Genomic DNA, 25,202 nt, shown 5'->3' with positions numbered 1-25,202 from the left:
CATGGCGGGTCCACGCCCGGACAATCCCTGGATCGGATTCCGGGGCGGGGACAGAATGGAGATGTCTTCAGGGAACGCCCGGCGGCACGGGCCCCCGGAAGGCGGAATTCACATTCCAACTCCTGGAGGAATCATGTCTGCTGAGCACGCCACGGGGATGCGCAAGACCGTCCGTCAGTTCGCCCTCGCCGCGGCCGCGTGTCTCGCCGTCGCCGGCGGCGCGGCCCTGGCGACGGCCCCGAGCGCGGACTCGGCCCCCCAGCACGTGGTCGCCGACGGCGTGGCCGACGCGGCCACCGCCACCCCGACCCCCACCCCCACCCCGTCTCCGTCCAACGGAAACGAGTGGAACAAGGTCTCCCCGGCGCCGATACCTGCCAATTGAGCGTCCGGGAATCCGAAAAGGCTCCGTGCTCGCCCCGGTTCGGGCGGTCGCGGAGCCTTTTCCGTTTGCCCGACCGTCAATTGGCGGGCATTTCCGTCCGCCTCAGTCGACCCAGCCGAGCCGATGCGCCCGCACCCCGGCCTCGAACCGGCTCGTCGCGCCCATCTCCTGCATGAGCTCGGACAGCATGCGGCTCACCGTCCGCAGCGACACCCCGAGACCGCGGGCGATCTTCTCGTCCTTCATCCCCGAGGCCAGCATCGTCAGCGCCGCCCGCTGTTGCTCCGAGAGCCCGTCACCGCCCTGTTCGGGCGTGGTGCCGTCTCCGTAGGGCGAGGCCGTGTGCCAGCAGTGCTCGTACAGCGCGATGTACGAGCGGACCAGGGCCGGTCCCCGGGCCAGCACCGCGCCCGCCATCGGCTCCGCCGGATCGACCGGCACCATCGCGAACTGCGCGTCGGCGATGATCATCGTCATGGGGACGGCCGGGGTGATCCGCACCTCCACCCCCGTCTCGACCCGGCGCCGCAGCAGCTCCGCCACCTCCGGCACGGAGACGACCCGCTCGCTGTACATGGCGCGGACCCGCACCCCGTTCTCGATCTGCCGCCGGTCCCGGCTCAGCACCCGCTCCGCCACCTCCCGGACGAGCGACGTCGGGTGCATCGAGGCCAGGCTGTGCTGGATGACGTCCGTGATGTCCTCAAGGACCTGCTGGATCCGGCGGTAGTCGCTCAGGAGCTCCACATCGGCGTCCGAGCGCGTGAGGGAACCGGCCCGCAGGAAGGCCCCCGCCAGGGTCTCCAGCGTGCCGTACGCGCGGTCCGCCTCGTCGAGGTGCTCGCGCAGCTGCTCACGCTCCCGGTGCAGCAGCCGGAGCAGTGCTATCTCCGGGTCGATCACCGCCACGGTGTCGCCGTCCGGCTGCCGGCCGCCCTCGCCCTCCCGGAGGCCCGCCCGGAGCTCTGTGCGGGCGCCGTGCTGGGCCGGATTGGTCGGCACGATGAGCCCGAGGTCCGTCAGTTCGCCGCGACATCGCTCGTACTCCTCGGGCGAGAGACGGAGTTGGGCCCCCACTTCGCCCAGGCTGGACACCCCGCGCCTGCGCAGCTCCTGGTAGAGCGTCACCACTGCATCGGGTGAGCCTTCCGAGCGCCCGGTTCCGTCCCCCGTGCCCCTACCGCCGCCGGTGGTGATCAAGGCGAAGTGACCCCCTGTTCCTTCGAGTCGCGCCGCCGTCACCCTGTCACACGGCTGGGCGGCCGTCCGTTCTGCCGATCGGGCCGGTCCGACCGATCGGGCGTCCATCGTGCGTCATCCGAACTCCCCGGCGGTATCCCGCCCTTGGTGTCCCCTGGTGTGCCCTGGTGTTCCCTACGGGGCTTCGCCGTCGAGCAGGCCGAGCCGGGACGCCTTCACGCCCGCCTCGAAACGGCTCGCCGCCCCCAGCTCCTGCATCACCTCGGAGAGCAGCCGGCTCACGGTCCGCAGAGAGACCCCGAGGTTCTTCGCGATCTGCTCGTCCTTGATGCCGGAGGCGAGCATCAGGAGCGCCGCCCGCTGCTGCTCGGAGAGCCCGTCGCCGCCCTTCTCGCTCTCCTCCTCCTCGCCGTACGGGGCCGCGGCCGTCCAGCAGTACTCGTACAGGGCGAGATAGGAGCGGACGAGGCCGGGGCCGCGCGCGAGGATCGCGGCGGACGACAGGTCGTGCGGATCGGTCGGCAGGAGCGCGAAGTTCTCGTCGGCGAGGACCATGTTCATCGGGACGACGGAGGCGAACCGCACCTCCACGCCCAGCGCGGCCCGCTCCTCCAGGTGCTGCGCCATCTCCGGCACCGAGGCGGCCCGCCGGCTGTACATGGCCCGGATGCGGACCCCGCGCTCGGCCCACAGGCGGTCCTGGGTCAGCTCGCCCGGCAGCTCCTCGCGGCGGACGGAGCCGGTGTGCATGAAGTGCGCGGCCGTCCGGACGGAGTCCGTCAGGTCCGCGAGGCTGCGCCGTACGCGGTGGGGATCGTCGACGATCTCGACCTCGATCTCCCCGCGCGGGGTGGCCCCGGCCCGCAGAAACGGTCCGGCGAGGGCTTCGAGGGCGGTGTGCGCGCGACTGGTGGCGGAGAGGCGCTCCTGGAGCCGGTCGCGCTCCCGGCGCAGCAGCCGCAGCAGGGCGACATCGGGCTCGACGACGACGCCGGCGGTGGGAGAGGGTGCGGCGAGTTCCGGCGAGGCGGCCGGGGGTGCGGTCAGTCCTAAGGAGACGAGTTCGTCACGACATCGCTCCCGCTCCTCGGCGGAGAGCTCCAGCCGGTCGGCGACCTCGTCGAAGGCCGTCCCGGGACGGGCGCGAAGCTGCTGGTAGACGGCGAGAGCCTGTTCGCTGCCCGTACGGGCCACGGCGGCGTTTCTGGACACGGCGCAGCAGACTCCCCTCGGATCCCCATGGATCCTCATGAATCGCCCTGCTAGACCCTGCCATACATTCGAACGACACGCACGGGGTTCACCGCAGCTCAGGCGGCGGGTGCGCTCGTCCGGCAGTCGGGGCACAGGCCCTTGAAGACGATCTCGGCGTCCTCGACCTGCCACTCCGGCAGTGCGCCCCGGGGCGGCTTGGGCGCGGTCGTCTCGACGTTCTCGACGCGGCCGCAGACGCTGCACAGCGCGTGCTGGTGCGCGGGGCCGGAGATCTCGAAGACGGCGGGCAGGCCGGGCCGGTCGAACTTGCTGACCAGGCCGGTCTCCTGGAAGTGCCGCAGCATCTCGTACACGGCCTGGCTGGTGAGCGTGCCGAGCCGCTCGCGCGCGGTCGTGGTGATCGCCTCGACGTCGAGATGGCCTCCGGCGGCGAGCACCGTGAGCACCTCCAGGCGCGGGCCCGTGACCCGCAGCCCGACGTCGCGCAGGCGCTGGATCACCGCCTCGCGGCCCGTCAGCTCTTCCACGACTGCCATCTTCTCCGCCCGCCACCTGGTCGGCTCAAACGTTTGTGGGCATCGTACCTCTTGCTCGTCAACCTCGTCAGGCGTCCGGGTCAGTCGTCCGTCCTGCAGACCAGCAGGACGCTCTCGGTCCGGTCGTCGATCCGGTGCCGTCGCCGGCCCTCGATGTGCAGGCCGGCCGAGTGCAGTTCGGTCGCGAGCCGCTCGGGATCCACGATCCACTTGTCGGTGGTCAGCACGACCCGCTCGGTCGAGACCTTGCCGGTGCGGGCCGCGTAGTACGTGATCCGCTCGCTCATCGACGGCAGGTCGAAGACCTGCCGGGCCACCACCCACTCGTCGATCCCGTCGAAGCGCGGCACCTGGAAGGCCCAGGTCCGGCGCGGCTCGGCGATGAGCCCGGGGAGCTGGTGCGCGGTGTAGTCGAGGGCGAGCGCCCCGCCCGCCTCCAGGTGGGAGGCGACCTCGCGCAGCAGCTCCGGCCGGTGCGCGGGCGGGACGGCCGTGACCATCGCGCCCGCGAGGAGCGCCAGCCGGTAACTCCCTTCGAGCCGCAGCTCGGTGAGGTCGGCCCGGTGGGTGACGACGAGCCCGGCGACCTGCGGGCCGATCCGGCGGGCCCAGCCTTCGAGGCGCTCGAGGGCCGAGGCGTCCCGGTCCACGGCTTCCACGGCGAAGCCGTGCCGGGCGAAGGGGACGGCGAGCCGTCCGGCGCCGGAGCCGAGGTCCAGGACGGGTCCGCCGGTGGAGCGGGCGAGGCTGAGGTACCGGACGATGTCCGCGCTGTGCGGGCCGAGCAGGGCGTCGTGCAGCCAGACCGAGCCCTCGTCGACGGGGGAGACCGATTCGAGTCCCGGCAGGGTGTCGGACTTGATCCGGATGCCGGCGCCGGGGGCGGGCTCCCGTTCGTATCGGGACGGCAGGACCGGAGCGAACGCTGCGGGCACGACGGGCAGGGAAAGGCCGCTCGGTGTGTGCATCGCTCCTCCAGGGGCTCGCTCGGTCCATGCCGTCCGGACGAGGTACCCGTGCCGCCGGGACCGCGCCGCTGAACCCATCCTGACCTGGCGGGGGAGCGCCGATCCACCGGATCGGGCTGCGTGAACACGCGATGGCGTGGATCTGCCACGACCGCCCGTTCGAGGGTCGTGCGCGGTGCCGGGGCGGTGCGTCAGACCGTACGGCTCCAGCGGGTGGGGCCGAGGGAGCCGAAGCCCATCCGTGTGTAGAAGGGGAGCGCGGGGTCCTTCTCCGCCGGGAGTTCGACCCGCTGGTCGTGGGCGCCGTAGCTCCGCATCCGGTCCGTGGCCGCGGCCAGCAGGGCCGTACCCACTCCCCGGCGGCGGGATCCGGCCGCGACGGCCAGTGCGTACACCTCGCCCTCGCCCGGGACGGGGACGCCGCCCGCGGCGACGCCGAGGACCGCGCCCTCGGGGTCGGTCGCGACGAGCCAGCCGAGCCAGCCGGGCGCGCCACCCGGAATTTCAATTTCCGCTCGGATGCGGGGGAGCGCGCATTGCGCCGAGATCAGCCGCCGCATCGGGATTTCGTCCAGTATTCCCTCGTAGCTGCTCCGAATGGCGTCCGCGAGCAGCCTGGATATCGTCGTCGCATCGCCGGCCGCGGCCGCTCGAACGCCAGCCAGCTGCATAGGTTTCGTACCCTTCGACGTGCCGAGCCAGAGCCCCAACATACCCACAATAGCGGTGAATTAAGTGGCCCGTGACCGATGCGAAATCTACGAATTCGCTTAGTAATTAACGGCGTTCGGGGGGTCGGACGGTGAAGCGGGCCGAGGCGGTGAAGCGAGTCAATTAGCCGGGGAAGGAACAGCAGGCGATGACCAGTGGCGCCATCGCGAGCGCCGCCGAGGCGACGGTGAACAGTCCGCGCAGGACGGGGTGTCCCGCGCTGTACGGGGTGAGGATGCGCCGCATCCGCAGCGCCGCCGAGGGGCCGCCCGCCGCGAAGGCGGACCGCGGCGCCCGGCCCGAGGCCAGCGCGTACAGCGCCGTCGCGAGCGCGTCGCGCGTGCACCGGCGCAACGCCCGGTCGTCGGCGGCCATTTCGAGGAGCAGCGGTACGGACGTCCCGCCGTACCGGGCGAGCGGGAGGTGCGGGAAGACGGCCGCGAAGGCCTCCGTCGCCGCGACGAGGAGGTGGTGCCGGCCCGCGATGTGGGCCCGCTCGTGCGCGAGGGCCGCCGCGAGCTGCGCGGGCGTCAGCGTGTCCACCGCCCCGGAGGAGACGACCACGCGGCGCGAGCGGCCCGGCAGGCAGTAGACGGCGGGCCGGTCGTCGTCGAGGACCGTGGCCCGCAGGCCGGGGTCGTACCGTCCGACGAGCCGCAGCACACCCGCGTGCCGCACCCGCACCCGCCGGGCCCGCGCCAGCCTCCGTAAGAAGGCGGTGACGGGGAGCGCGACGACGCCGAGGGCGATCACGAGGGCCAGCCGCTCGCGGCCTTCGAGGGCGAACAGCTGCCCGGGGGCGGGGAGTCGGAGGGTGATCACCATGTCGGTGAGGCGGTGGCTGCTCTCGCCGGGGAGCACCAGCTGGGCGGGGAGCAGGGCGGCCGCGGCGGTGAAGACGGCGCCGCACGCCGCCCAGACGGCGAGCGCGAGGCGGGGCACCTGCTGGGCCCAGCGGGCCCGGACGACGAGCCACGGCACGAGGAAGCCGGCGACCAGCACGAGCCCGAGGGGGACGAGGGCGTGGTGGTTCACGCGCCACCGCCCCCGGGGCCGGCGCCCGGGTCCTCGGGCTGGCCGCCGCGGGTCGCCCGGAGGGCCGCGTCCAGGGCGGCCATGTCCTCGTCCGAGATGACCTCGACGAAGCGCAGGAGGGCGGCCGGCCGGTCCTGGCTGTCGCCGAGGGCGTCCCGCATCAGTCCGGCGGTGTACTCCTCGCGGCTGCGGACGGGCTCGTACAGCCAGGCCCGGCCCGCCTTCTCGCGGCGGAGCCAGTCCTTGCGGTGCAGGATGTCCGCGACCGTCATGACGGTCGTGTAGGCGACCCGGCGTCCCCGATTGATGTCGTCGACGATCTCGCGGACCGTGGCGGGCCGCTGCCAGGCCCACAACCGGTCCATGATCTCGGCCTCCAGCTCTCCCAGCCGGCGCACGTGGATCCCCTTCCCCCTGGGCGGCTCATCGTACGGGCCGCCTCCCTCGTCCAGGTATACCCCCCAGGGGTACGATGGCGGGATGTCGACCCTCATGAGGAACCGCCCCTGCGTGAAGCTCTGCGGCCCCGGTCTGCCCGGTTCGGCGGAGCTGGTGCTCCTCCGGCAGGTGCTCGGGCTCTGTCTTCGCCTGAGCATCAAGCTGTCCGCTGAGTGCCCTTCACACAAGGGCGGTTGACACCGCTTCGGCCCTCCGAAGCACCGCTTCGGTCCTCCGGAGTCCCGCTTCGGTCGTGCGGAGTCCCGAAGGCCGTACGCGGTACTTCGTCAGGTCCGGATGAGCCGGGCGATCGCCTTCGACGCCTCGCCCACCTTCACCTTGGCCTGGTCCCCGCCCTGGGCGATGGCCTCCGTGACGCAGCAGCTGAGGTGCTCGTCCAGGAGGGCCACCGCGCAGGACTGGAGGGCCGCGTTGATGGCGGAGACCTGGGTGAGGACGTCGATGCAGTAGGTGTCCTCGTCGACCATCCGCTGCACCCCCCTGACCTGGCCCTCGATGCGGCGCAGGCGTCTGATGATGTCTTCCTTGTGCTGTCCGTAACCGGCCACGACGGGCTCCTCGGGGGATTGGCGGGGAAGGGAGTTCGTCAGCGGTCGGCGGCCTGGAAGCCGCGCAGTCGCAGGCTGTTGCCGACGACGAAGACCGAGGAGAAGGCCATCGCGGCCCCAGCGATCATCGGGTTGAGCAGTCCGGCCGCGGCGAGCGGCAGGGCGGCCACGTTGTAGGCGAAGGCCCAGAAGAGGTTCGAGCGGATCGTGCCGAGCGTCTTGCGGGAGAGCCGGATCGCGTCGGCCGCGGCCCGCAGGTCGCCCCGTACGAGGGTCAGGTCGCCGGCCTCGATGGCGGCGTCCGTGCCGGTGCCCATCGCGAGGCCCAGGTCGGCCTGGGCGAGCGCGGCGGCGTCGTTCACGCCGTCGCCGACCATCGCGACCGAACGGCCCTCGGACTGGAGCTTCTTGACGACGTCGACCTTGTCCTGCGGCATGACCTCCGCGATGACCTCGTCGATGCCGACCTCGGCGGCGACGGCCTCGGCGACCGCCTTGTTGTCACCGGTGAGCAGGATCGGGGTGAGACCGAGGGCGCGCAGCCGCCGGATGGCCTCGGGGCTGGTCTCCTTGACGGCGTCGGCGACCTCCAGGACCGCGCGGGCCTCCCCGTCCCAGGCGACCGCGATGGCGGTCTTGCCGGCCTTCTCCGCGGTGTCCTTGGCGGCCTTCAGCTCCGCCGGGAGGGCCATGGCCCACTCCTCGAGGAGCTTCTCGCGGCCGACGAGGACGGCGTGGCCGTCGACGATGCCCTGGACGCCGAGGCCGGGGATGTTGGCGAAGTCCTCGGGGGTGGGGAGCGTGCCGACCTTCGCGGCGGCGCCGGTGGCGACGGCCTGGGCGATCGGGTGCTCGGAGGAGTGCTCCAGGGCGCCGGCGAGCCGCAGCACGTCCTTCTCGTCGACGTTCCCGGCGGTGTGGACCTTGATGAGGGTCATGCGGCCGGTGGTGACGGTGCCGGTCTTGTCGAGGACGATCGTGTCGACCTTGCGGGTGGTCTCCAGGACCTCGGGGCCCTTGATGAGGATGCCGAGCTGGGCGCCGCGGCCGGTGCCGACCATGAGGGCGGTCGGGGTGGCCAGGCCGAGGGCGCAGGGGCAGGCGATGATCAGGACGGCGACGGCGGCGGTGAAGGCGGCGGTGAGGCCCTGCCCCGTGCCGAGCCAGAAGCCGAGGGTGCCGAGCGCGAGCGCGATGACTACGGGTACGAAGACGGCCGAGATCCTGTCGGCGAGGCGCTGGGCGGCGGCCTTGCCGTTCTGGGCGTCCTCGACGAGCTTGGCCATGCGGGCGAGCTGGGTGTCGGAGCCGACGCGGGTGGCCTCGACGACGAGCCGGCCGCCGGCGTTCAGGGTGGCGCCGGTGACGGAGTCGCCGACGGAGACCTCGACCGGGACGGACTCGCCGGTCAGCATGGAGGCGTCCACGGCGGACGAGCCCTCGACGACGGTGCCGTCGGTGGCGATCTTCTCGCCCGGGCGGACCAGGAAGCGGTCCCCGACCTGGAGTTCGGCGGTCGGTACGGTGACCTCCTGGCCGCCCCGCAGGACGGTGACCTCCTTGGCGCCCAGCTGCATCAGCGCCTTGAGCGCGGCGCCCGCCTTGCGCTTCGACCGGGCCTCGAAGTACCGGCCGGCCAGGATGAAGGCGGTGACGCCGGCGGCGGCCTCCAGGTAGATGTTCCCGGCGCCGTCGGTGCGGGCGATGGTGAACTCGAAGGGGTGCGTCATCCCCGGCGTACCGGCGGTCCCGAAGAACAGCGCCCACAGCGACCAGAGGAACGCGGCGATCGTGCCGACCGAGATCAGGGTGTCCATGGTGGCCGCGCCGTGCTTGGCATTGGTCCAGGCGGCCTTGTGGAAGGGCCAGGCGGCGTAGACGACGACCGGCGCGGCGAGCGTGAGGCTCAGCCACTGCCAGTACTCGATCTGGAGGGCCGGGACCATCGCCATCGCGATGACCGGCACGGCGAGCGCGACGGCGGTGACCAGCCGCTGCTTGAGGGGCCGCAGCTCCTCGTCGGCCTTCTCCTCGTCGGAGGGGCCCTCGGGAGCGCCGGGGGCCGCGCTCTTCGGCGGCGCGGGCTCGGCGGCGGTGTAGCCGGTGGCCTCGACGGTCGCGATCAGGGCGGCGACGTCGATGTCGGCGTCGAAGGTGACCTTCGCCTTCTCGGTGGCGTAGTTGACGGTGGCCTCGACCCCGTCCATGCGGTTGAGCTTCTTCTCGATACGGGCCGCGCACGAGGCGCAGGTCATGCCGCCGATGGCGAGCTCGACCTGGGCGGTGCCCGGTGTCGTCGTTGTCATGGCTGTTCCTGCTCCTCGTGAGTACGGGTCGGGGGCCGGGACCCGGGCGTGGTGGGCGGGTCCCGGCGGCCGGGGTGGGGCGGCGTCTCAGGCGCGGCCGGTCAGCTCGTAGCCCGCGTCGTCGACGGCGGCGGCGATGGCGGCGTCGTCCGGCTCGCCGCCGGTGGTGACGGTCACCAGGCCGGCGTTGACGTCGACGTCCACGGAGATGACGCCGTCCAGCGCGCTGACGGACTTGGTGATCGCGGTCCTGCAGTGGCCGCACGTCATGCCGGAGACGGCGTAGACGGTCGCGGTGCTCTCGGCGATCGCGACCGCGGTGGTCTCCGCGGTGGTCGAGCAGCTGTTGTCGGGGGTGCAGCAGGAGCCCATGGCTTCTCCTCGGTCGGTTCCTCCGGACCGGGATACCCTCGGGGGGTATCCGGTTGTGAGTCCATGTATACCCCCCTCCCGTATCCGACGCAAGCAGATCCCCGACTTGACTTGATACCCCCCAGGGGTATGGTGAAGTGCATCGAACGGTTACCGCGCCACCCCGCGCACCCACCCCACGTATCGGGAGAGCAGCCATGAACACCGGTGTGAAGATCACTGCCTATGCCGCCGCGCTCGCCGCGACCTTCGGGGCCGCGTACGGGGTCGGCAAGGGTGTCGGACCCGTCGAGGAGCCGAAGAAGGCGGAGCACGGCGACCACGCGGCCGCCCCCTCCGAGAGCGCGACCGCCGACGACGGCCACGCGGGCCACGAGGGCGGTGGGACCGGGGACGCCCCCGCCGCCGCGAACCTTCCCGGCGGGCTCCAGGTCTCCGACGGCGGCTACACCCTCGCCCTGGAGACCCCGACCCCCGCCACCGGCAAGAGCGTCCTGAAGTTCTCGATCAAGGACGCGGCCGGCCGGAAGGTCACCGCCTTCACCACCGAGCACGGCAAGGAACTGCACTTCATCGTCGCCTCGCGCGACCTCAACACCTTCCGCCACCTGCACCCGGTGAAGGCCGCGGACGGCACCTGGACCACCCCCGTCGACCTGCCCGCCGCCGGCGGCTACAAGGCCTTCGCCGACTTCAAGCCCGCCGCGAAGGGCGCCAAGGGCATCACGCTCGGCGCCGACCTCTCCGTACCGGGCGCGTACGCCCCCAGGCCGATGCCGGCCGTCGCCCCGACCGCGAACGTCGACGGCTACCAGGTCCGCCTCGGCGGCACGCTCGACCCGGGCAAGGCCGGCGAGCTCAAGCTCACCGTCACCAAGGCCGGAAAGCCGGTCACCGACCTGGAGCCCTACCTCGGCGCGTACGGACACCTCGTCGCCCTCCGCGACGGCGACCTGGCCTACCTCCACGTGCACCCGAACGAGGGCGGCCCCGGCCCGGACGTCTCCTTCACCGCGACGGCGCCCAGCGCGGGGACGTACCGTCTCTTCCTCGACTTCCAGCACGAGGGCAAGGTCCGGACGGCGGCCTTCACGGTCACCGCGGGAGCCGGGAAGGCGACCGCCCCGGCCCCCGAGGCCACCGTCCCGGCAGCGGGTGAGACCACGGACGAGGCCACGGACGATGCGGGAGAGCACACGCACGGCTAGTCTGGTCATTGGACTAGACCTGTAGCCGTCATTCATGGAGGAATGGGCCGCGATGAGCAACCGTGCAGTCCTTGAGGTGATCGCCCTCGACGAGGAGGACGCGGTCGCTGCCCAGACCGGTGGAGCCGACCGGCTCGAACTCGTCACCGACATGGCGGCGGACGGGCTCACCCCGTCCCGGGCCGGCTTCGCCGCCATCCGCGCCGCCGTCGACATCCCGCTGCGTGTGATGCTCAGGCTCACCGACGGATTCTCGGCCGGCGGCCCCGAGGGCATCGACGCCCTCGTGGCCCGGGCCGCGGAGCTCCGCGAGGCCGGCGCGGACGAGTTCGTCCTCGGCTTCCTCACCTCGGACGGCGAACCGGACCTCGTCGCCGTCGAACGGCTCATCGCCGTCCTCGACGGCTGCCGCTGGACCTTCCACCGGGCGATCGACCGCGCCGCCGACCGCGACGGCCTTCGCAAGCGCCTCGCCGACCTCCCCGGCCTCGACACCTACCTCACGGCGGGCTCCGCCACCGGCGTCGACGACGGCCTCGCCACCCTCAAGGCCGAGGCCGCCCGCGCGGGCGAGCCGGGCTACGAGCCCCGGATCCTCGTCGGCGGCGGCCTGCGCCTCGACCACCTCCCCGAGCTGCGCGCGGCCGGCCTCGACGCCTTCCACATCGGCGGCGCGGCCCGCCCCCAGGGCTGGACCGCCCCCGTCTCGGCGGACGCGGTACGGGCCTGGCGCGAGGCCGTCGACGCCTGACGCCCGTGGCGTGGCGTGGGCCGCGCCCGGCTCGTCGCGAAGACACCCGCCAGGCCGAGCGTCCTGGACCGGGTCCTAGGCCCTGTCCGGCGGATCAGGGTCGGACAGGGCCTAGAGCGAACCAGGACTTCCCGGTGTCACCAGGCCCGATTCGTAGGCCAGGACGACGAGCTGAGCGCGGTCGCGGACAGCGAGCTTGGTCATCGCGCGATTGACGTGAGTCTTCGCGGTCAGAGGGCTGATCACCATGCGATCGGCGATCTCGTCGTTGGCCAGGCCGCTCGCCACCAGGACGACGGCCTCGCGTTCGCGCTGGGTCAGCTCCGCCAGCCGGTCGCGGACCTTCGCGGGCGGTGGCTGGGTGACGTACCGGTCGATCAGCTTCCGTGTGATCGACGGCGCGAGCAGGGCGTCGCCGCGCGCGGCGACCCGTACGGCGTGCAGGAAGTCCTCGGGGACGATGTCCTTGACGAGGAATCCGGCCGCGCCGGCGCGCAGCGCGTCGAAGACGTACTCGTCGAGGCCGTAGTTGGTCAGGACGACGACGCGCACCCCGGTGAGACCCGGGTCCGCGGCGATGCGCCGGGTCGTCTCGATGCCGTCCACGACCGGCATCCGGATGTCGACGAGCGCGACGTCGGGCAGGTGCTCCCTGGCCAGAGCCAGGCCTTCCTGCCCGTCGCCGGCCTCGGCCACCACCTCGATGTCGTCCTCGATGTCGAGGATCGCGCGGAATCCTCTGCGGATGAGCGGCTGGTCGTCGACCAGCAGGACACGGATCACGGCGTGTACTCCAACGGCGTGTTCTCCAACGGTGTGTGCTCCAACGACGTCCGTTCCACGGGAAGTTCTGCCTGGACGGTGAACCCGCCCTCGACGCGTGGCTCCGCCCGCAGCCGGCCACCCAGGGCGGTGACCCGTTCGCGCATCCCGAGCAGTCCGACCCCGGGCACCGACGCGCTGTCGTGGGTCGCCCTGCCGTCGTCGTCGACCCGGATGGCCAGGACGTCGGGACGGTGGTCGATCCGGACCGACACGCGGGTGGCGGCGGCGTGCCGGGCGACGTTGGTCAGCGACTCCTGGACGATCCGGTACGCCGTCCGGTCCACGGCGGCGGGGACGTCGATCCCGTGCCCGTCGACCGTCAGGCGTGCGTCCAGGCCGGTCGACCGGGCCCGCCGCACCAGTTCCGGTATGTCGGCGAGCCCGCGCGGCGGGTTCCTGTCGTCGTCGCGCAGCGCCTCCAGGGTCGCCCGCAGCTCCCGTGCCGCCTCACGGACGGCCTCGCGGATCACCAGGACGGCCTCCGGCACCTCTTCGCCCCGTTTGCCGGCCAGGTGGACGGCGACCTCCGCCTGCACCTTGATGACGGAGATCTGGTGGGTGAGCGAGTCGTGCAACTCCCGCGCGATGTGCAGCCGTTCCTCGTCGGCGCGGCGCCGCGCGGCCTCCTCCCGGGTGCGCTCGGCCTCGTCCGCCCGGCGCTCCGCCTGCCGCAGCGCCTCACCCGCCGCACCGGCGGCGATCAGCCAGGCCAGCTGGAGCACGTCCCGGGTCCGTGCGAACGCCTCGCCCACGGCCAGGTCGTGCGGGGAGACCAGGAGCGCCAGCGTCACCGCGCCCAGCATGAACACGGAGCCCGCCACCGCGACGACGTGATGCCCCGCCCGCACGGTGGCGTACACCGCGAACAGGTAGGCGACGGCGGGCACGTCGAAACCGATCGTCTGATGGCCCAGGGCGCACACCCCGGTCACGGCCAGCACGGTGACGGGCGCCCGACGGCCCCAGGCCAGGGCCAGACCGCCCGCGGCGAGCAACGCGTAGCCCAGCGGGTCGAGCCGCGTGGGCCCTTGCTGCGCGAGACCGGCGAACAGCAGGAGCGCCGTCACGCCCACGGCGATCGCCCCGTCCATGACACCGATCCGTTGCCTGTCCATGCGTGGACCCTAGCCGGACGCCGACGCGGGCGAATCCTGCGTGAGGAGGGCCGGCGGACTACCGCGTCCGCGGTAGTTCCGCGGTTCCTGCCGCGTCCGCGGTAGTCGGCTACGACGGCTGCGGCAGGGCGCGTTGTCCGCGTACGGGGGACGACCGGCGGGGGGTGCGGCGGACACGATCGGCGGGTAGCAACCGCCGCCGTGAAGGAGCCCTCCATGTCCGTTCGTCATCTGCTCGCCGCTTCCGTCCCGCCGGCCGACACCGCCACCGCCGCCGATGTCCTCACCCTGAGTTCCGGGCGCGTCGGAGCCATCGTGGCCACACTGCTGGGACTCGCCGGCGTCGCCGTCGGCGGTCGGGCCCTCGCCCGCGCCCTCGGGCGCACCGGCACCGGAATCGGCACCGGGTCCGTGCGGACGGGGGCCGTCGCGGCCCTCGCCGCGGGGCTGATCGCCATGGGACTCGGCGGGACGGTCGTCGCCACCTCCGACGGTTCCCTCGGCACGGGCAACGGGCTGGGCGGCGCCTTCGTGGCCCTGATCGTGGGGCTGATCGCCTCCGCCCTCGGCGCCCTGGCACTGACCCGCTCCACCCGCCGCCGTACCGCCTGACGTCCGGAGGCCCTCCACCTCGTGGAGTCGGACGTGCGTGGTCGCGGAGCCGAAAACCCGTGGTCGTAGGGGCGGGTAGCCGTTAGCGTCGCCGTCATGGCCTCCCCCGTGACCCTCGACACCGCCCTCGTGTCCCGTCTGATCGCCGCGCAGTTCCCCGAGTGGGCGGGACTCCCGGTGCGGGAGGTGGACTCCGCCGGTACCGACAACGCGATGTTCCGACTCGGGGACGAGTTCGCCGTACGGCTGCCGAAGGCCGAGTGGTCGACCGGGCAGGCCGAGAAGGAGCAGCGCTGGCTCCCGCGCCTCGCGCCGCACCTGCCGCTGCCCGTCCCCGTGCCCCTCGGGCGAGGCGTGCCCGGGGAGGGCTTCGACCGGCCCTGGTCCGTGTACGGATGGCTCGACGGCGCCGACGCCTTCACCGACCCCATCACCGATCTCGCCGACGCCGCCGTGCAGTTGGGCCGCTTCGGCGCCGCCCTGCGTGCGCTCGACGCGAGCGGCGGCCCGGCCTCCTTCCGGGGCGGCTCGGTCACGGAGTGGGAGAAGGGCGCGATGGCGGGGGCGATCCGCGACCTCGGCGCCGACGGCACGGTCGACGCCGAACTGGCCACCAGGGAATGGGAGTCGGTCCTCGCGCTGCCCCAGTGGGACAGCGGCCCCGTCTGGGTCCACGGCGACCTGCTCCCCGGCAACGTCCTCACCCGCGACGGCCGCCTCAGCGCCGTCATCGACTTCGGCGGCCTCGGCGTGGGCGATCCGGCCTGCGACATGATGCCCGGCTGGTCGCTCCTCACCGCGGAGACCCGTCCCCTCTTCCGCAAGGCGGCCCGGGTCGACGACGCCACCTGGGCGCGCGGCCGGGGCTGGGCCCTGTGCTGGGGCCTGGTGACCGAGCACTACTACCGCGTCACGAACCCGGTCCTGGCGGCCGTGGCCCACCGCACCTGGTCCGAGGCGCTCGCGGAGTACTGACCTCGGCCCCCGCGTCGGTGCTCAGCCCACCGGCGCGTTCCCCGGCTTCTCCCGGCACGACATCGCCTCGATGTCGTCCAGCGTCGGCCGGGCCTCGTTGCGGGCGGCGACGGGGACGCTGGGGAGGTTGTTCTCGAGGTCGTGGTCCCAGTCGTTGCCGGTGACGTACTTCTTCAGGGCGTCCCGGAGCTTCAGGCAGTCCTTGCGGTGGGCGGGGGTGCGGAACATGGCGATGCCGTACTGGTTGATCTCGCCGAACTCGATGGTCGGGACGACGGCGAGCGTGGGTTCCGCCGCCATGAAGCCGTAGAGGATCAGCTGGTCGGTGGAGACGGCGTCCACCATGTTCTCCTTGAGCTTCTTGACGCACTCCCCGGCGTCCGTCGCCTCGGTCTTGCCGATCTTGTCGTACGCGGGCTTTTTCAGCTCGTTCATCGACGTCGTGCCGGGCCACACGCAGATCTGCTTGCCGTGGAAGTCGGTGAGGTTGCGGTAGCGGCCCTTGTCCGCGGCGCGGATGAGGACGCCCTGAGGTGTGGACACGTACGGGCCGACGAAGTCGAGGCCGTCGCCGTTGTCGTCGTTCATCGGCCGCATCCGCTGCGCGGTGATGGAGTAGGTGGCCGCGACCAGGTCCACGCGGTCTTTCTGGAGGGCCTTGGCCCTGTTCTTGGACTGGAGGGGCTGGGGCTCGATCGCCTCGGGGTCGAGGCCGACCCGGCCGATCAGGTCCCGGGAGACCGCGAGGTCGAAGCCCTCGAACTCCTCGGCGTGCCGCATGAATCCGGTGCCGGGCTGGTCGTTCTTCATGCCGAGGCGGATCTTCTGGCCCTCGACGAGGATCGACGCGTCCGGCTTCGGGTCGGGGGAGGTGCAGCCGGTGACGAGGAACGCCAGCGCGGCGAGCGCCCCGAGCAGGCGCCCGGACAGGGGCCCGCGGGGGCTTCGCACCTTGTGGCTCACGGACGTACCTCCGGGTTCAGCGGTTGTGGAGGGTGCCCCGCACCTTCGCGAGGCGCATGACGCAGTTCGGTTCGGTGTGCAGGACGAACGAGAGGACGACCTCGCCGCGGTGCCCGCCGAGGTCGAGGTCGACCTCGGAGTCGGCCGCGATGCGGCGCGAGCCTGGCGTGACCCCGGCGGTGGTGGCGGAGAGCGTCGCGGTCGTCCGGTGGACGCAGGTCGGTGCCAGTGGGTCGGAGTCGGAGATGGTGAGCGCGACCCGGAGCCGGTCGCGGACGTCGTCCGCCGCCGGGGCCGGCATCACGAGCGTCAGGGCTCCGGTGGCGGAGCCGTGCAGGGGCTGCGTCCCGCGTACGTCGATCTCGACCGCGACCTCGCCGTTGCGGGCGACGGAGGCGTGCGCGCCGAAGGCGACGAGGGTGCAGCCCAGGGCCAGGGCGAGCTGGATCCGGCCCTGGCCGCGGACGGCGTACGCGACGGAGCAGACGAAGCCGGTGACGAGGAACGCGTAGAAGGAGAAGTACTGGCTCTGCGGGCCGCCGGGCCAGGTCAGGACGGAGTACGTGGCGACGCCGACGGCGACGAGGAGGGGCAGGGTCTCCAGGAGGCGGTGCCGCTGGAGGAAGTGGAAGGCGGCGTTGTTGCCGACGCGGCCGATGACGGGGGAGTTGGATCCGAGCGTCGTGTTGTTCTGGGACTCGCCCTCGCCCCTGCCGTTCGTTCCGGCCACGGTCAGGACCGTCGTCTCGGCCGGTCGTCGCCGCCACCGCCGAAGGTGAAGGTGGCGTTGTCGCCGACGGAGTCGATGATCGCCGAGTTCGGACCGTAGGTGGCGTAGTTCTTGGTGACCTGGGTGACCGGTTGGTCCTCCTCGTCGATCTCCCGTACGAGCTCCACCAGCCGCTCCGGATCGGGTGCGACCCCGTCCTCCTCGGCCTCCTCCAGCCACTGGGTCAACGCCCCGGCCAGCTGGCGCCGTTCGTTCTCGTCAAGCCGCGACAGCCCGTCGTCGGCCCGGTGTTCCTCCTCCTCGTCGAGGAGCTCCGGATCGGTGCGGTCCCCCCACGGGACGAGCCGGCGGAGGAACCCCTCGCCCGCGTCCACCGTCCCGTCGGCGACCCGCTGGACGGCGGTGGTCGCCACCGCCCCGCCCAGGGCGCCGAAGAACGTGGAGAGGTAGGGAGCGACTTCCGCGGTGACAGTGAGCAGTTCCGACACAGGTCCCCCAGGTGTTCCGTGGTGCACGCCGTGCACGGGAATCTCGGTGAGCGCAAGGCGATGGTAAGCCCTCACCCAGGGGTCGTGCAGTGTCCAATTCCGGGCGTTGTGAAGGAAGTTGGTGGATCGTGGAAACCCGCAGGTGGGGCGGGATCCCTTGGTCAAACGGACGCGGGTTCCACCGGTTCAGGCGGACGCGACGAGCTCCACCTCGAAGCCGTCCCCGTTCTCCAGGTAGGCCGCGTAGTGGCCCTCGCCGCCCGCGTACGGGTGCCGGTCGGCGAACAGCAGGCGCCAGCCGTGGGCCGGGGCCTCCGTGGCGAGCGCGTCGACGGCCGCCCGGTCGCCCGCGTGGAAGGCCAGGTGGTTGAGGCCGGGCCGGAGCCGGTCGTGGGTGTCTCCCGTACGGGCCGGGGACTGCTCGACCACGAGGTAGCAGGAGCCGAGAGCCCAGCTGCGGCCGCCCTCCCAGCGCTGGAAGGGCGTGTACCCGAGGGCGCCGAGCAGCCAGCCGAAGCTCGCCTCGGCGCCCGCCAGGTCGCCCACCCAGATCTCGACGTGGTGCAGGGAGCCGGCCGCAGGGCCGGTCACAGGGCGCCCAACTGTTCCGGAATCGGCGCCGAGTGAAGGATCGTCAGGCCGGACACGGCACGGGTCAGGGCCACGTACAGGCGTCGCAGGCCCGTCCGCTCGTCCGGTTCGCCGTCGACGACCGCGGCCGGCTCGTCGAGGACCACGTAGTCGTACTCCAGGCCCTTCGCGAGCGAGGCGGGGACGAGGGTCAGCCGGGACTCGGCGGTCGTCTCCTCGCCGGGGGAGAGGTACGCCATCCCGGCCGCCGTCAGGGCCTCCGCCAGCGGTGCGATCCGCGCGTCGGCGGCGATCAGGCCGACGGAGCCCTCATGGGTGAGGGACTCGACGCAGGCCGCGACCACGTCGGCGTCGAGGTCGTCGGCGGGGCGGACGGCCAGCGAGCCGGGGTTCTCCCGGACCGACTCCACCGCCGCGAGCCCCGGCGACATGTGCGGAAGCAGCCGCGAGGCGTACGCGATCACCTCGCGCGGCACGCGGAAGCCGGCGGTCAGCTCCTCCACGACCGCCTCCGGCTTGCCCAGGTGCCCGAGCGCCTGCGCCCAGCTCTCCGTGGCCCACGGCGTCGTCCCCTGCGCCAGGTCGCCCAGGATCGTCGCCGAACCCGTCGTGCACCGGCGCCCCACCGCCCGGTACTGCATCGGGGACAGGTCCTGCGCCTCGTCGAGGACCACGTGCCCGAGCGAGTGCGTCCGCTCGACCAGGTCCCTCGTCTCGTCGATCAGCACCGCGTCCGCCGCCGACCACTTCGCCGACTTCGCACTCCGCGCCGGCTTCGCCCACAGCAGCAGCTTCTGCTCGTCCTCGGTGAGCAGCCCCTCCGCGTGCTCCGCCAGGAAGTCGGCGTCGCCGAGCAGCCGCAGCACCAGCTTCGCGGGCTCCACCAGGGGCCAGCACTCCTTCACGACGGCCTTCACCGCGGGGTTCCGCGCGACCGCGTTCTGCACGCGGTCGTCGGGCGCCTCGCCGGCCTCCTCCATCCGCACCAGGACCGCGTGCGCGATCCGCTGCGGCAGCGCCTCGCGGGCCGCCCCGTACCGGATGTCCCGGTCCAGCAACTCGCGGACCATCTCCTCCAGTTCGTAGGCGGGCACCCGCCAGCGGCGCGAGCCGCGCACCACCATCAGGGGCTCCTTCGGCAGCGCGACGTGCGAGCGGACCGCGCGCCGCAGCACCTCGGCCATCCGGGCGTCGCCCTTGACGACCGCCGTCGCCGCATCGTCCGTCCCCCGCACCTCGACGTGCGCCACGAGGTCGTCGACGGTCGCCTGCTGGACCTCCAACTCGCCCAGGGCCGGGAGCACCTGCTCGATGTAGTGGAGGAAGGAACGGTTCGGCCCGATGACCAGGGTGCCGGTGCGGGCCAGCCGCTCCCGGTGCGCGTACAGCAGATAGGCGACACGGTGCAGACCGACGGCCGTCTTTCCGGTCCCGGGGCCTCCCTGCACGCACACCGTCCCGGACAGGTCGGAGCGGACGATTCCGTCCTGCTCCGGCTGGATCGTCGCCACGATGTCCCGCATGGGGCCGACGCGGGGCCGCTCGATCTCCGCCTGGAGCAGCCGGCTCGTCGTCTCCAGCTCCGCCGGGTCGGAGAGGTGCTCGTCCTCGTACGCGGTGAGCTCGCCGCCCGTGTACCCGAAGCGCCGCCGCAGCCCCACGTCCTGCGGGTCCTTCTTCGACGCCTGGTAGTACGGCTGCGACACCGGGGCACGCCAGTCGATGACCATCGGGTCGCCGTCGGCGTCGTGGACGTGCCGCCGTCCGATGTAGAAGCGCTGCCCCTCCTGCGTGGTGTGCAGGTAGTCGAGCCGGCCGAAGAACAGCGGGGTGTCGGCGAGGTCCGCGAGCGCCTTGATCCGGTCCTCGATCTGGCGCCCGAGGACGAGGGAGTTGACCCAGTTCGCCGTGACGTCCTTGATGTCGAGCGCCTCGACGTCCTCGCGCATCGCGCGGAGGGCGGAGCGGGACTCGGTCAGATGGGCGCGCTCACGCGCGAGCGGATCGAGCGGATCGAGTGGATCGGAAACGGGCACGATGAAGCCTCCGAGCAGGTGGATACACGGACACGACGAGGTGGCCGCCGGTTACCGGCCGGGCGGCGGCTCTCCACAGGGGAGGCGGGGAAGCTGGCGAGTGTAACTCCGGCCTGCCGCGCGAGGCGAATCGCTTCTCACCCTCTCCGTCCGGCCGCCTACCCGTAGGGGTCGGGGTCCGTCGTGAGAGGGACCCCGGTTCCACCCCCAGGCCGATGTGTTCGGAATGTCCGGATTCCATGATGGAAGCATGACCGCGACGACCTTCACCCTCGTGACCACCGTCCCGCGACCCCGTACCCGCCCCCTCGCCACCGCGTTCCGCGCGATACGCGCCTTCGGCGGCGCGGCGGCCGGCGTCGTCCTCCTCGGCGACTACGGCCCGCCCGAGGCGGGCGTCAGGAACCCGCGACCTGAGTACGCACCCGGCCCCGACTGAGTACGCGAACGCCTGGCCGCAGCCCTGTCGGACCTGATGTGATCAGGACATGGAGACGACCACCACCACGGACACCCCCGGCCAGACGCCCTTCACCCTGCGCGTCTGGGCGAGCTTCGGCCTGCTGCTCCTCGTGGCCTGCCTGGTGGCCACTTTCATGATCACCCTCCGCGACGCCATCGAGGGCGACGGCGCCGGCGGTATGTTCATCGTGGCCGGCTTCTGGGCGCTGGCCGCCGGAGCCGTGGCGGGCGTGGCGGCCCTGATCGTGCCCCGCCGGGGACTTGTCATCGCCCAGTACTGCCTGGCGATCGCGGGCCCGTTCCTCGCAGTGATGGACTGAGCCCGCCCTCGTACAGGCTCTAGGGGGCCAGCAGCTCGTCCGCGTCGACGATCCGGTACGCGTACCCCTGCTCCGCCAGGAACCGCTGCCGGTGCGCCGCGAAGTCCTGGTCGATCGTGTCGCGCGCGACGACGGAGTAGAAGTGCGCCTGGTGCCCGTCGGACTTCGGCCGCAGGACCCGGCCGAGGCGCTGCGCCTCCTCCTGGCGCGAGCCGAAGGTGCCCGAGACCTGGATCGCGACCGTCGCCTCCGGCAGGTCGATCGAGAAGTTCGCGACCTTCGAGACGACGAGCACGCTGATCTCGCCCGTACGGAACGCGTCGAAGAGCTTCTCCCGCTGCGCGTTCGACGTCTCGCCCTTGATGACCGGTGCGTCCAGGTGCTCGCCGAGCTCGTCGAGCTGGTCGATGTACTGCCCGATGACGAGGATCTGCTGCCCCTCGAACTTCTTCACCAGGGCCTCCGTCACCTTCCGCTTCGTCGCGGTCGTCGCGCAGAAGCGGTACTTCTCCTCCGGCTCGGCCGTCGCGTAGGCGAGCCGCTCGGAGTCGGTGAGATTGACCCGGACCTCGACGCAGTCGGCGGGCGCGATGTACCCCTGCGCCTCGATCTCCTTCCACGGCGCGTCGAAGCGCTTGGGCCCGATCAGCGAGAAGACGTCGGACTCGCGCCCGTCCTCCCGGACGAGGGTCGCGGTCAGCCCCAGCCGCCGCCGCGCCTGGAGGTCGGCGGTGAACTTGAAGACGGGCGCGGGCAGCAGGTGCACCTCGTCGTAGACGACGAGGCCCCAGTCCCGGGAGTCGAAGAGCTCCAGGTGCGGGTAGATGCCCTTCCGCTTGGTCGTGAGGACCTGGTAGGTGGCGATGGTGACGGGCCGGATCTCCTTCTTCGTCCCGCTGTACTCGCCGATCTCGTCCTCGGTGAGCGAGGTCCGCTTGACCAGCTCGCTCTTCCACTGGCGGGCGGAGACGGTGTTGGTCACCAGGATCAGCGTGGTCGCCTTGGCCTCGGCCATCGCCCCGGCCCCGACCAGCGTCTTCCCGGCGCCGCAGGGCAGCACGACGACCCCGGAACCGCCGTGCCAGAAGCCGTCGACGGCCTGCCGCTGGTACGGGCGCAGGGTCCAGCCGTCCTCGGCGAGCTCGATCGGGTGGGCCTCCCCGTCGACGTACCCGGCGAGGTCCTCGGCCGGCCAGCCGAGCTTCAGCAGCGTCTGCTTGATCTGCCCGCGCTCGGAGGGGTGCACGGCGACGGTGTCCTCGTCGATCCGCGCCCCGACCAGCGGCTGCACCTTCTTCGACCGGAGGATCTCCTCCAGGACGGGCCGGTCGGTGCTGGTCAGGACGAGCCCGTGGGTGGGGTGCTTGGAGAGCGTGAGCCGCCCGTACCGGTCCATGGTCTCGGCGATGTCGACGAGCAGCGCGTGCGGCACGGGGTAGCGGGAGTACTCGACGAGCGCGTCGACGACCTGCTCGGCGTCGTGCCCGGCGGCACGCGCGTTCCACAGGCCGAGCGGCGTCAGCCGGTAGGTGTGGATGTGCTCGGGCGCCCGCTCCAGCTCCGCGAAGGGCGCGATGGCCCGTCGGCACGCCTCGGCGAGCTCATGGTCGACCTCCAGGAGCAGCGTCTTGTCGCTCTGGACGATGAGAGGCCCATTCACGCGCGATCAGTCCTTCCCGGGCCGCTCCCGACGACGGCGGCCAATCCTCCAGTCTGCCTGATGAGGGGTGGTCGGCGCGATGCCGGCGTCGCGAGGCGGGCGCCGGACCGGGGCGCCGGACCGGGGCGCCGGACCGGGGCGCCGGACCAGGGTGTCGGACCCGGGCGTCGGACCGGGCGTCGGACCCGGTGGTCGGACCCGGTGGTCAGACCTGGTCGTCCGCCAGTTCCGCGACGCCCGTGATCCGGTGCAGGGGGTACGTGCGGACCTCGTCGGCCGTGTGGTCGTAACCCGTCACGAAGCCGCCCTCCACACGGACCGGGGCGATGACCCGCTGGCTCGCCGCGCCCTCCGCGTTGACGTAGCCGATCCAGACCGCCGAGCCGGTCATCGCGGCCGCCTGGACCGTGGCCAGGGTCTCGGCCGCCGACGTACGGGGGAGGGTGCCGGCGGTCGACGGGGTCGCGGGCTCCTTGCGGACCGCCGTCGCCGCCCGGTCGCCGGCCCGGATGGCCTTGACCGCCGCGGTGAGGAGGGTGCCGTCGGGGGACGGCGGGCCGTCGGGGACGGGGACGGGGGCCGTACGGTCCGGGGTGCGGTACGCGTCGGCGCGGGCGATCAGGACGTCGCCCTCGGCCGACTCGGCCGCCGGGGCGTACCCCATCGACCGCAGCCCGTCGAGCAGCGACACCGGGTCCGTCTGCGCCGCGAGCACGGTCGGCGCGAGGCGGCGCAGCCCCAGGGGCTGCGACCTGCGGTCGGCCAGGATCTCGCCGAGGACCGTGTCGTCGTCGCAGCGCACGTACGCCGAGGCCGCCCCGACCTTGAGATGGCCGTGGCGTCTCGCGACGTCGTCGATCAGGTAGGCGAGCGGCTGCGGGACGGGCGTCCGCGAGTGCTGCGTGAGGAAGTCGTGGAGGTCGCTCGCGGTCCGGCCCGAGTCGAGCGCGCGCCGCACGGAGCCCGGCGTGAACCGGTAGACCGTCGCACCACCCTTCGATTCCACGTCCGCGAGGACGCCCAGCGCGTCGGCGAGCGGCCGGCGCAGCGGGCCCGGTGCCACGGCCGTCAGGTCGGCCTGGAGGAGCACGTGGTCGACGGCCTCGGGGAGCAGCGGTGCGAGCAGCGTGGCCGCCCGTGTCGCGGCCACCGACAGCTCGACCCCGCCGCCCGGCTCCGCGGCGGTCGCGGCCTCGGCGAGCGGCAGGTTGAGGAGCGCGCGGGCCGGTCCTGACAGGGCGCCGCGCCCGGTCAGCCCGAGCAGCTCGGCCTCCTCCAGGGTCCAGCTCGCGATCCGGGACCGCACGGTCGCGGCCCCCGCGGTCGCCGAGCCCTCGGCGCCCCGCAGCGGGCGCTCCCAGCGCAGCCGGGCGAGCAGCGACTCGGGGTCGGCGGCGGCGCCCGGCGGGAGCGTCGCGAGCAGGAAGAGGACCCGGTGCCGCACCTCGGGGGCGGCCGAGCGGTCCAGGTCCGGGCCGAGCGCCGAGAGGGTCCGGCCCTTCGCGTCCTGCCCGCCGACCAGACCGGACGTGCGGGTCGCGCCCAGCCAGGGCGTGACGAGCCGCGCCCACCGCTCGGCGGGCGGCAGGTCCAGCCAGTCGTCGTAGGCGGGCGTCGGCGCGTACCGCTCGTCGGCCTCGCCGTCCGAGGCGAGCAGCCCCGCCGCGTAGCCGAGCTCCAGCCAGAAGCAGGCGATCTGCTCGGAGACGTCCAGGGCCGCGGCGATCCGCTTGAGGTCCCGCACGGCGAGGCCGCCCGCGCGCAGGACCGGCGGGCCGCCCCGGTCCCAGGCCTTCAGCAGCTCCTCGACGGTCGCGAGCGCCACGTACGCCTGCCCGGCGGCGGCGCTGTCCACAACCTGTGGGCGGTAGTCGCGCAGCACGACCGGCTCCGGCGCCACCGGCTCCGGCGCCCGGTGCGCCCGGCCGCCCCGCAGGTGCAGCGCCACCTCGCGCGGCAGCACCATCGTCCGCGCCGACACCGGCAGCAGCAGGCCCCGGTCGCGCAGCCAGCGCACGGGCGGCGCCGGGTTCGCCGTCACCTCCCCGTAGGGCGGACCCCACACCAGCCGGTCCAGGACGGCGAGCGCCTCCGGCGGCGCGGTGTCGAGCAGCTCGCCCATCCGCGTCCGGTCGGTGAAGAGCTCCGTCAGCACGGCCACCGCCGACACCGGGTCGTGCGTCGGCGTCAGACCGGCCGCCGCGATGATCTCCTGCACCCGGCCCGGCGACATCCCGGACGTGGCCTCGGCGACCGTCGGCCCGAGCCCGGTCGGCGACGGGTGCTGCGCCGAGGGCGCCAGCAGCTCCCGCGCGGTCCGGACGAGCCGCAGCCGGTCGTCCTCGCCCCACACGAGCGCCTGCTCGCGCAGCACGGCGACCGCGCCGGGCAGCGCCGCCTCGATCTCGGGGTCGCCCTCGTCGCCGGCGAGCAGCCCGAGGAGCACGGGGTAGGGGGTGGGGTCCGGGCCCACCGCGAGCGCTTCGGCCGTCTGGAGGGCGAACCGGTCGAGCCGCTCGATCGCCCGGATCACGGAACCGCGCGTACCGGCGCGGGTCGCCAGCTGCGTCAGGTCGTTCGGCACGGGTCCGAGGAGGTCCGGCCGGGCGCGCAGCAGCGCGGCCAGGCCGTCGTCGGCCCGCGCGCGCAGCGCTTCCGCGAGCGTGCGCGGCGCCGCGGCACCAGATGCTTCGGCCACGTGCGCCTCCCGGTCGAGCTCACCGATCCCCAT

The 25,202-nt window shown here is 72.9% G+C and carries 26 protein-coding genes; 7 read left to right on the top strand and 19 right to left on the bottom strand.

What is annotated here, in order from left to right:
* Window positions 1–133 precede the first annotated feature (133 nt).
* A complete protein-coding gene (locus SGA01_RS16480; RefSeq protein ID WP_141297250.1) occupies window positions 134–385 on the top strand; it encodes a hypothetical protein in 252 nt (83 codons plus the stop codon).
* A 102-nt stretch (window positions 386–487) separates the two neighbouring features.
* Here the strand turns inward: SGA01_RS16480 and SGA01_RS16475 are convergent, their stop codons facing one another.
* The 10 genes from SGA01_RS16475 to SGA01_RS16430 form a co-directional block, all read right to left on the bottom strand.
* Window positions 488–1,513: a helix-turn-helix transcriptional regulator gene (locus SGA01_RS16475; protein ID WP_229918081.1), complete on the bottom strand. Its 1,026-nt coding sequence runs from the start codon at window positions 1,511–1,513 to the stop codon at window positions 488–490.
* Window positions 1,514–1,759: 246 nt separating this feature from the next.
* Window positions 1,760–2,797 carry a helix-turn-helix domain-containing protein gene (locus SGA01_RS16470; RefSeq protein WP_141297249.1) on the bottom strand — a complete coding sequence of 346 codons (1,038 nt, stop codon included), beginning with the start codon at window positions 2,795–2,797 and terminating at the stop codon, window positions 1,760–1,762.
* A gap of 98 nt (window positions 2,798–2,895) precedes the next feature.
* Window positions 2,896–3,336 (bottom strand): Fur family transcriptional regulator, encoded by a 441-nt coding sequence (locus SGA01_RS16465; protein WP_229918079.1) that lies wholly within the window; start codon window positions 3,334–3,336, stop codon window positions 2,896–2,898.
* Between the two features lie 80 nt (window positions 3,337–3,416).
* Complete coding sequence (locus tag SGA01_RS16460; RefSeq protein ID WP_167534115.1) at window positions 3,417–4,304, bottom strand: SAM-dependent methyltransferase; 888 nt, start codon at window positions 4,302–4,304, stop codon at window positions 3,417–3,419.
* 191 nt (window positions 4,305–4,495) lie between these two features.
* Window positions 4,496–4,864 carry a GNAT family N-acetyltransferase gene (locus tag SGA01_RS16455; RefSeq protein ID WP_229918077.1) on the bottom strand — a complete coding sequence of 123 codons (369 nt, stop codon included), beginning with the start codon at window positions 4,862–4,864 and terminating at the stop codon, window positions 4,496–4,498.
* Between the two features lie 274 nt (window positions 4,865–5,138).
* Entirely contained in the window at window positions 5,139–6,050 is a 912-nt protein-coding gene (locus tag SGA01_RS16450; RefSeq protein ID WP_141297246.1) for a M56 family metallopeptidase, read from the bottom strand.
* Entirely contained in the window at window positions 6,047–6,448 is a 402-nt protein-coding gene (locus tag SGA01_RS16445; RefSeq protein WP_141297245.1) for a BlaI/MecI/CopY family transcriptional regulator, read from the bottom strand. Before SGA01_RS16445 ends, SGA01_RS16450 begins: the two co-directional genes overlap by 4 nt.
* A 327-nt stretch (window positions 6,449–6,775) precedes the next feature.
* On the bottom strand, window positions 6,776–7,057 hold the full coding sequence (locus SGA01_RS16440) for a metal-sensitive transcriptional regulator (protein ID WP_051494446.1): 282 nt from the start codon (window positions 7,055–7,057) through the stop codon (window positions 6,776–6,778).
* Window positions 7,058–7,095: 38 nt separating this feature from the next.
* The gene (locus tag SGA01_RS16435) at window positions 7,096–9,363 is read right to left on the bottom strand and encodes a heavy metal translocating P-type ATPase (protein ID WP_141297244.1); all 2,268 of its coding nucleotides are present in this window, start codon (window positions 9,361–9,363) and stop codon (window positions 7,096–7,098) included.
* Window positions 9,364–9,450: 87 nt separating this feature from the next.
* Window positions 9,451–9,735: a heavy-metal-associated domain-containing protein gene (locus SGA01_RS16430; protein WP_141297243.1), complete on the bottom strand. Its 285-nt coding sequence runs from the start codon at window positions 9,733–9,735 to the stop codon at window positions 9,451–9,453.
* A gap of 197 nt (window positions 9,736–9,932) precedes the next feature.
* Here SGA01_RS16430 and SGA01_RS16425 point away from each other — a divergent pair, with 197 nt between their 5' ends.
* A complete protein-coding gene (locus SGA01_RS16425) occupies window positions 9,933–10,943 on the top strand; it encodes a DUF8832 domain-containing protein (protein WP_141297242.1) in 1,011 nt (336 codons plus the stop codon).
* Between the two features lie 52 nt (window positions 10,944–10,995).
* Window positions 10,996–11,694 (top strand): copper homeostasis protein CutC, encoded by a 699-nt coding sequence (locus SGA01_RS16420; RefSeq protein ID WP_141297241.1) that lies wholly within the window; start codon window positions 10,996–10,998, stop codon window positions 11,692–11,694.
* A 111-nt stretch (window positions 11,695–11,805) separates the two neighbouring features.
* On the opposite strand, the gene SGA01_RS16415 is transcribed toward SGA01_RS16420, so the two are convergent.
* Entirely contained in the window at window positions 11,806–12,477 is a 672-nt protein-coding gene (locus tag SGA01_RS16415; RefSeq protein ID WP_141297240.1) for a response regulator, read from the bottom strand.
* Window positions 12,474–13,634, bottom strand: a complete 1,161-nt coding sequence (locus SGA01_RS16410) for a sensor histidine kinase (RefSeq protein ID WP_141297239.1) — start codon at window positions 13,632–13,634, stop codon at window positions 12,474–12,476. Before SGA01_RS16410 ends, SGA01_RS16415 begins: the two co-directional genes overlap by 4 nt.
* Window positions 13,635–13,850: 216 nt before the next feature.
* On the opposite strand from SGA01_RS16410, the gene SGA01_RS16405 reads away from it, so the two are divergent.
* Window positions 13,851–14,246 carry a DUF6223 family protein gene (locus tag SGA01_RS16405; protein ID WP_141297238.1) on the top strand — a complete coding sequence of 132 codons (396 nt, stop codon included), beginning with the start codon at window positions 13,851–13,853 and terminating at the stop codon, window positions 14,244–14,246.
* A gap of 96 nt (window positions 14,247–14,342) precedes the next feature.
* A complete protein-coding gene (locus SGA01_RS16400; RefSeq protein WP_141297237.1) occupies window positions 14,343–15,221 on the top strand; it encodes an aminoglycoside phosphotransferase family protein in 879 nt (292 codons plus the stop codon).
* A gap of 21 nt (window positions 15,222–15,242) precedes the next feature.
* Here SGA01_RS16400 and SGA01_RS16395 read toward each other — a convergent pair whose 3' ends face one another.
* The 5 genes from SGA01_RS16395 to SGA01_RS16375 form a co-directional block, all read right to left on the bottom strand.
* Window positions 15,243–16,184: a transporter substrate-binding domain-containing protein gene (locus tag SGA01_RS16395; RefSeq protein ID WP_141297236.1), complete on the bottom strand. Its 942-nt coding sequence runs from the start codon at window positions 16,182–16,184 to the stop codon at window positions 15,243–15,245.
* A gap of 16 nt (window positions 16,185–16,200) precedes the next feature.
* Window positions 16,201–16,914: a hypothetical protein gene (locus SGA01_RS16390; RefSeq protein WP_141297235.1), complete on the bottom strand. Its 714-nt coding sequence runs from the start codon at window positions 16,912–16,914 to the stop codon at window positions 16,201–16,203.
* A gap of 2 nt (window positions 16,915–16,916) precedes the next feature.
* Entirely contained in the window at window positions 16,917–17,402 is a 486-nt protein-coding gene (locus SGA01_RS16385) for a hypothetical protein (protein WP_141297234.1), read from the bottom strand.
* 186 nt (window positions 17,403–17,588) lie between these two features.
* Window positions 17,589–17,993: a VOC family protein gene (locus SGA01_RS16380; protein WP_141297233.1), complete on the bottom strand. Its 405-nt coding sequence runs from the start codon at window positions 17,991–17,993 to the stop codon at window positions 17,589–17,591.
* A complete protein-coding gene (locus SGA01_RS16375; RefSeq protein ID WP_141297232.1) occupies window positions 17,990–20,029 on the bottom strand; it encodes a HelD family protein in 2,040 nt (679 codons plus the stop codon). The genes SGA01_RS16380 and SGA01_RS16375 overlap by 4 nt, the downstream gene beginning before the upstream one ends.
* A 250-nt stretch (window positions 20,030–20,279) precedes the next feature.
* Here SGA01_RS16375 and SGA01_RS16370 point away from each other — a divergent pair, with 250 nt between their 5' ends.
* Entirely contained in the window at window positions 20,280–20,468 is a 189-nt protein-coding gene (locus SGA01_RS16370; RefSeq protein WP_017239332.1) for a hypothetical protein, read from the top strand.
* 49 nt (window positions 20,469–20,517) lie between these two features.
* Window positions 20,518–20,811, top strand: a complete 294-nt coding sequence (locus SGA01_RS16365; RefSeq protein WP_141297231.1) for a hypothetical protein — start codon at window positions 20,518–20,520, stop codon at window positions 20,809–20,811.
* 19 nt (window positions 20,812–20,830) lie between these two features.
* On the opposite strand, the gene SGA01_RS16360 is transcribed toward SGA01_RS16365, so the two are convergent.
* Window positions 20,831–22,471, bottom strand: coding sequence for a DNA repair helicase XPB (locus SGA01_RS16360; RefSeq protein WP_055642063.1), 1,641 nt, complete (start codon window positions 22,469–22,471; stop codon window positions 20,831–20,833).
* A 205-nt stretch (window positions 22,472–22,676) separates the two neighbouring features.
* Window positions 22,677–25,202: a helicase C-terminal domain-containing protein gene (locus SGA01_RS16355; protein WP_141297230.1), complete on the bottom strand. Its 2,526-nt coding sequence runs from the start codon at window positions 25,200–25,202 to the stop codon at window positions 22,677–22,679.

It is taken from the genome of Streptomyces gardneri (assembly GCF_006539185.1).
Lineage (GTDB): Bacteria > Actinomycetota > Actinomycetes > Streptomycetales > Streptomycetaceae > Streptomyces > Streptomyces gardneri.
The sequence above is the reverse complement of the archived record's forward strand: the minus strand, read 5'-3'. Positions and strand labels throughout refer to the sequence as shown.

Coding starts and splice junctions, on each gene's coding strand:
- SGA01_RS16405 (WP_141297238.1), top strand. CDS start 13,851: ATGTCCGTTCGTCATCTGCTCGCCGCTTCCGTCCCGCCGGCCGACACC.
- SGA01_RS16465 (WP_229918079.1), bottom strand. CDS start 3,336: ATGGCAGTCGTGGAAGAGCTGACGGGCCGCGAGGCGGTGATCCAGCGC.
- SGA01_RS16480 (WP_141297250.1), top strand. CDS start 134: ATGTCTGCTGAGCACGCCACGGGGATGCGCAAGACCGTCCGTCAGTTC.
- SGA01_RS16430 (WP_141297243.1), bottom strand. CDS start 9,735: ATGGGCTCCTGCTGCACCCCCGACAACAGCTGCTCGACCACCGCGGAG.
- SGA01_RS16370 (WP_017239332.1), top strand. CDS start 20,280: ATGACCGCGACGACCTTCACCCTCGTGACCACCGTCCCGCGACCCCGT.
- SGA01_RS16455 (WP_229918077.1), bottom strand. CDS start 4,864: ATGCGGCGGCTGATCTCGGCGCAATGCGCGCTCCCCCGCATCCGAGCG.
- SGA01_RS16425 (WP_141297242.1), top strand. CDS start 9,933: ATGAACACCGGTGTGAAGATCACTGCCTATGCCGCCGCGCTCGCCGCG.
- SGA01_RS16355 (WP_141297230.1), bottom strand. CDS start 25,202: ATGGGGATCGGTGAGCTCGACCGGGAGGCGCACGTGGCCGAAGCATCT.
- SGA01_RS16410 (WP_141297239.1), bottom strand. CDS start 13,634: ATGGACAGGCAACGGATCGGTGTCATGGACGGGGCGATCGCCGTGGGC.
- SGA01_RS16460 (WP_167534115.1), bottom strand. CDS start 4,304: ATGCACACACCGAGCGGCCTTTCCCTGCCCGTCGTGCCCGCAGCGTTC.
- SGA01_RS16435 (WP_141297244.1), bottom strand. CDS start 9,363: ATGACAACGACGACACCGGGCACCGCCCAGGTCGAGCTCGCCATCGGC.
- SGA01_RS16420 (WP_141297241.1), top strand. CDS start 10,996: ATGAGCAACCGTGCAGTCCTTGAGGTGATCGCCCTCGACGAGGAGGAC.
- SGA01_RS16400 (WP_141297237.1), top strand. CDS start 14,343: ATGGCCTCCCCCGTGACCCTCGACACCGCCCTCGTGTCCCGTCTGATC.
- SGA01_RS16365 (WP_141297231.1), top strand. CDS start 20,518: ATGGAGACGACCACCACCACGGACACCCCCGGCCAGACGCCCTTCACC.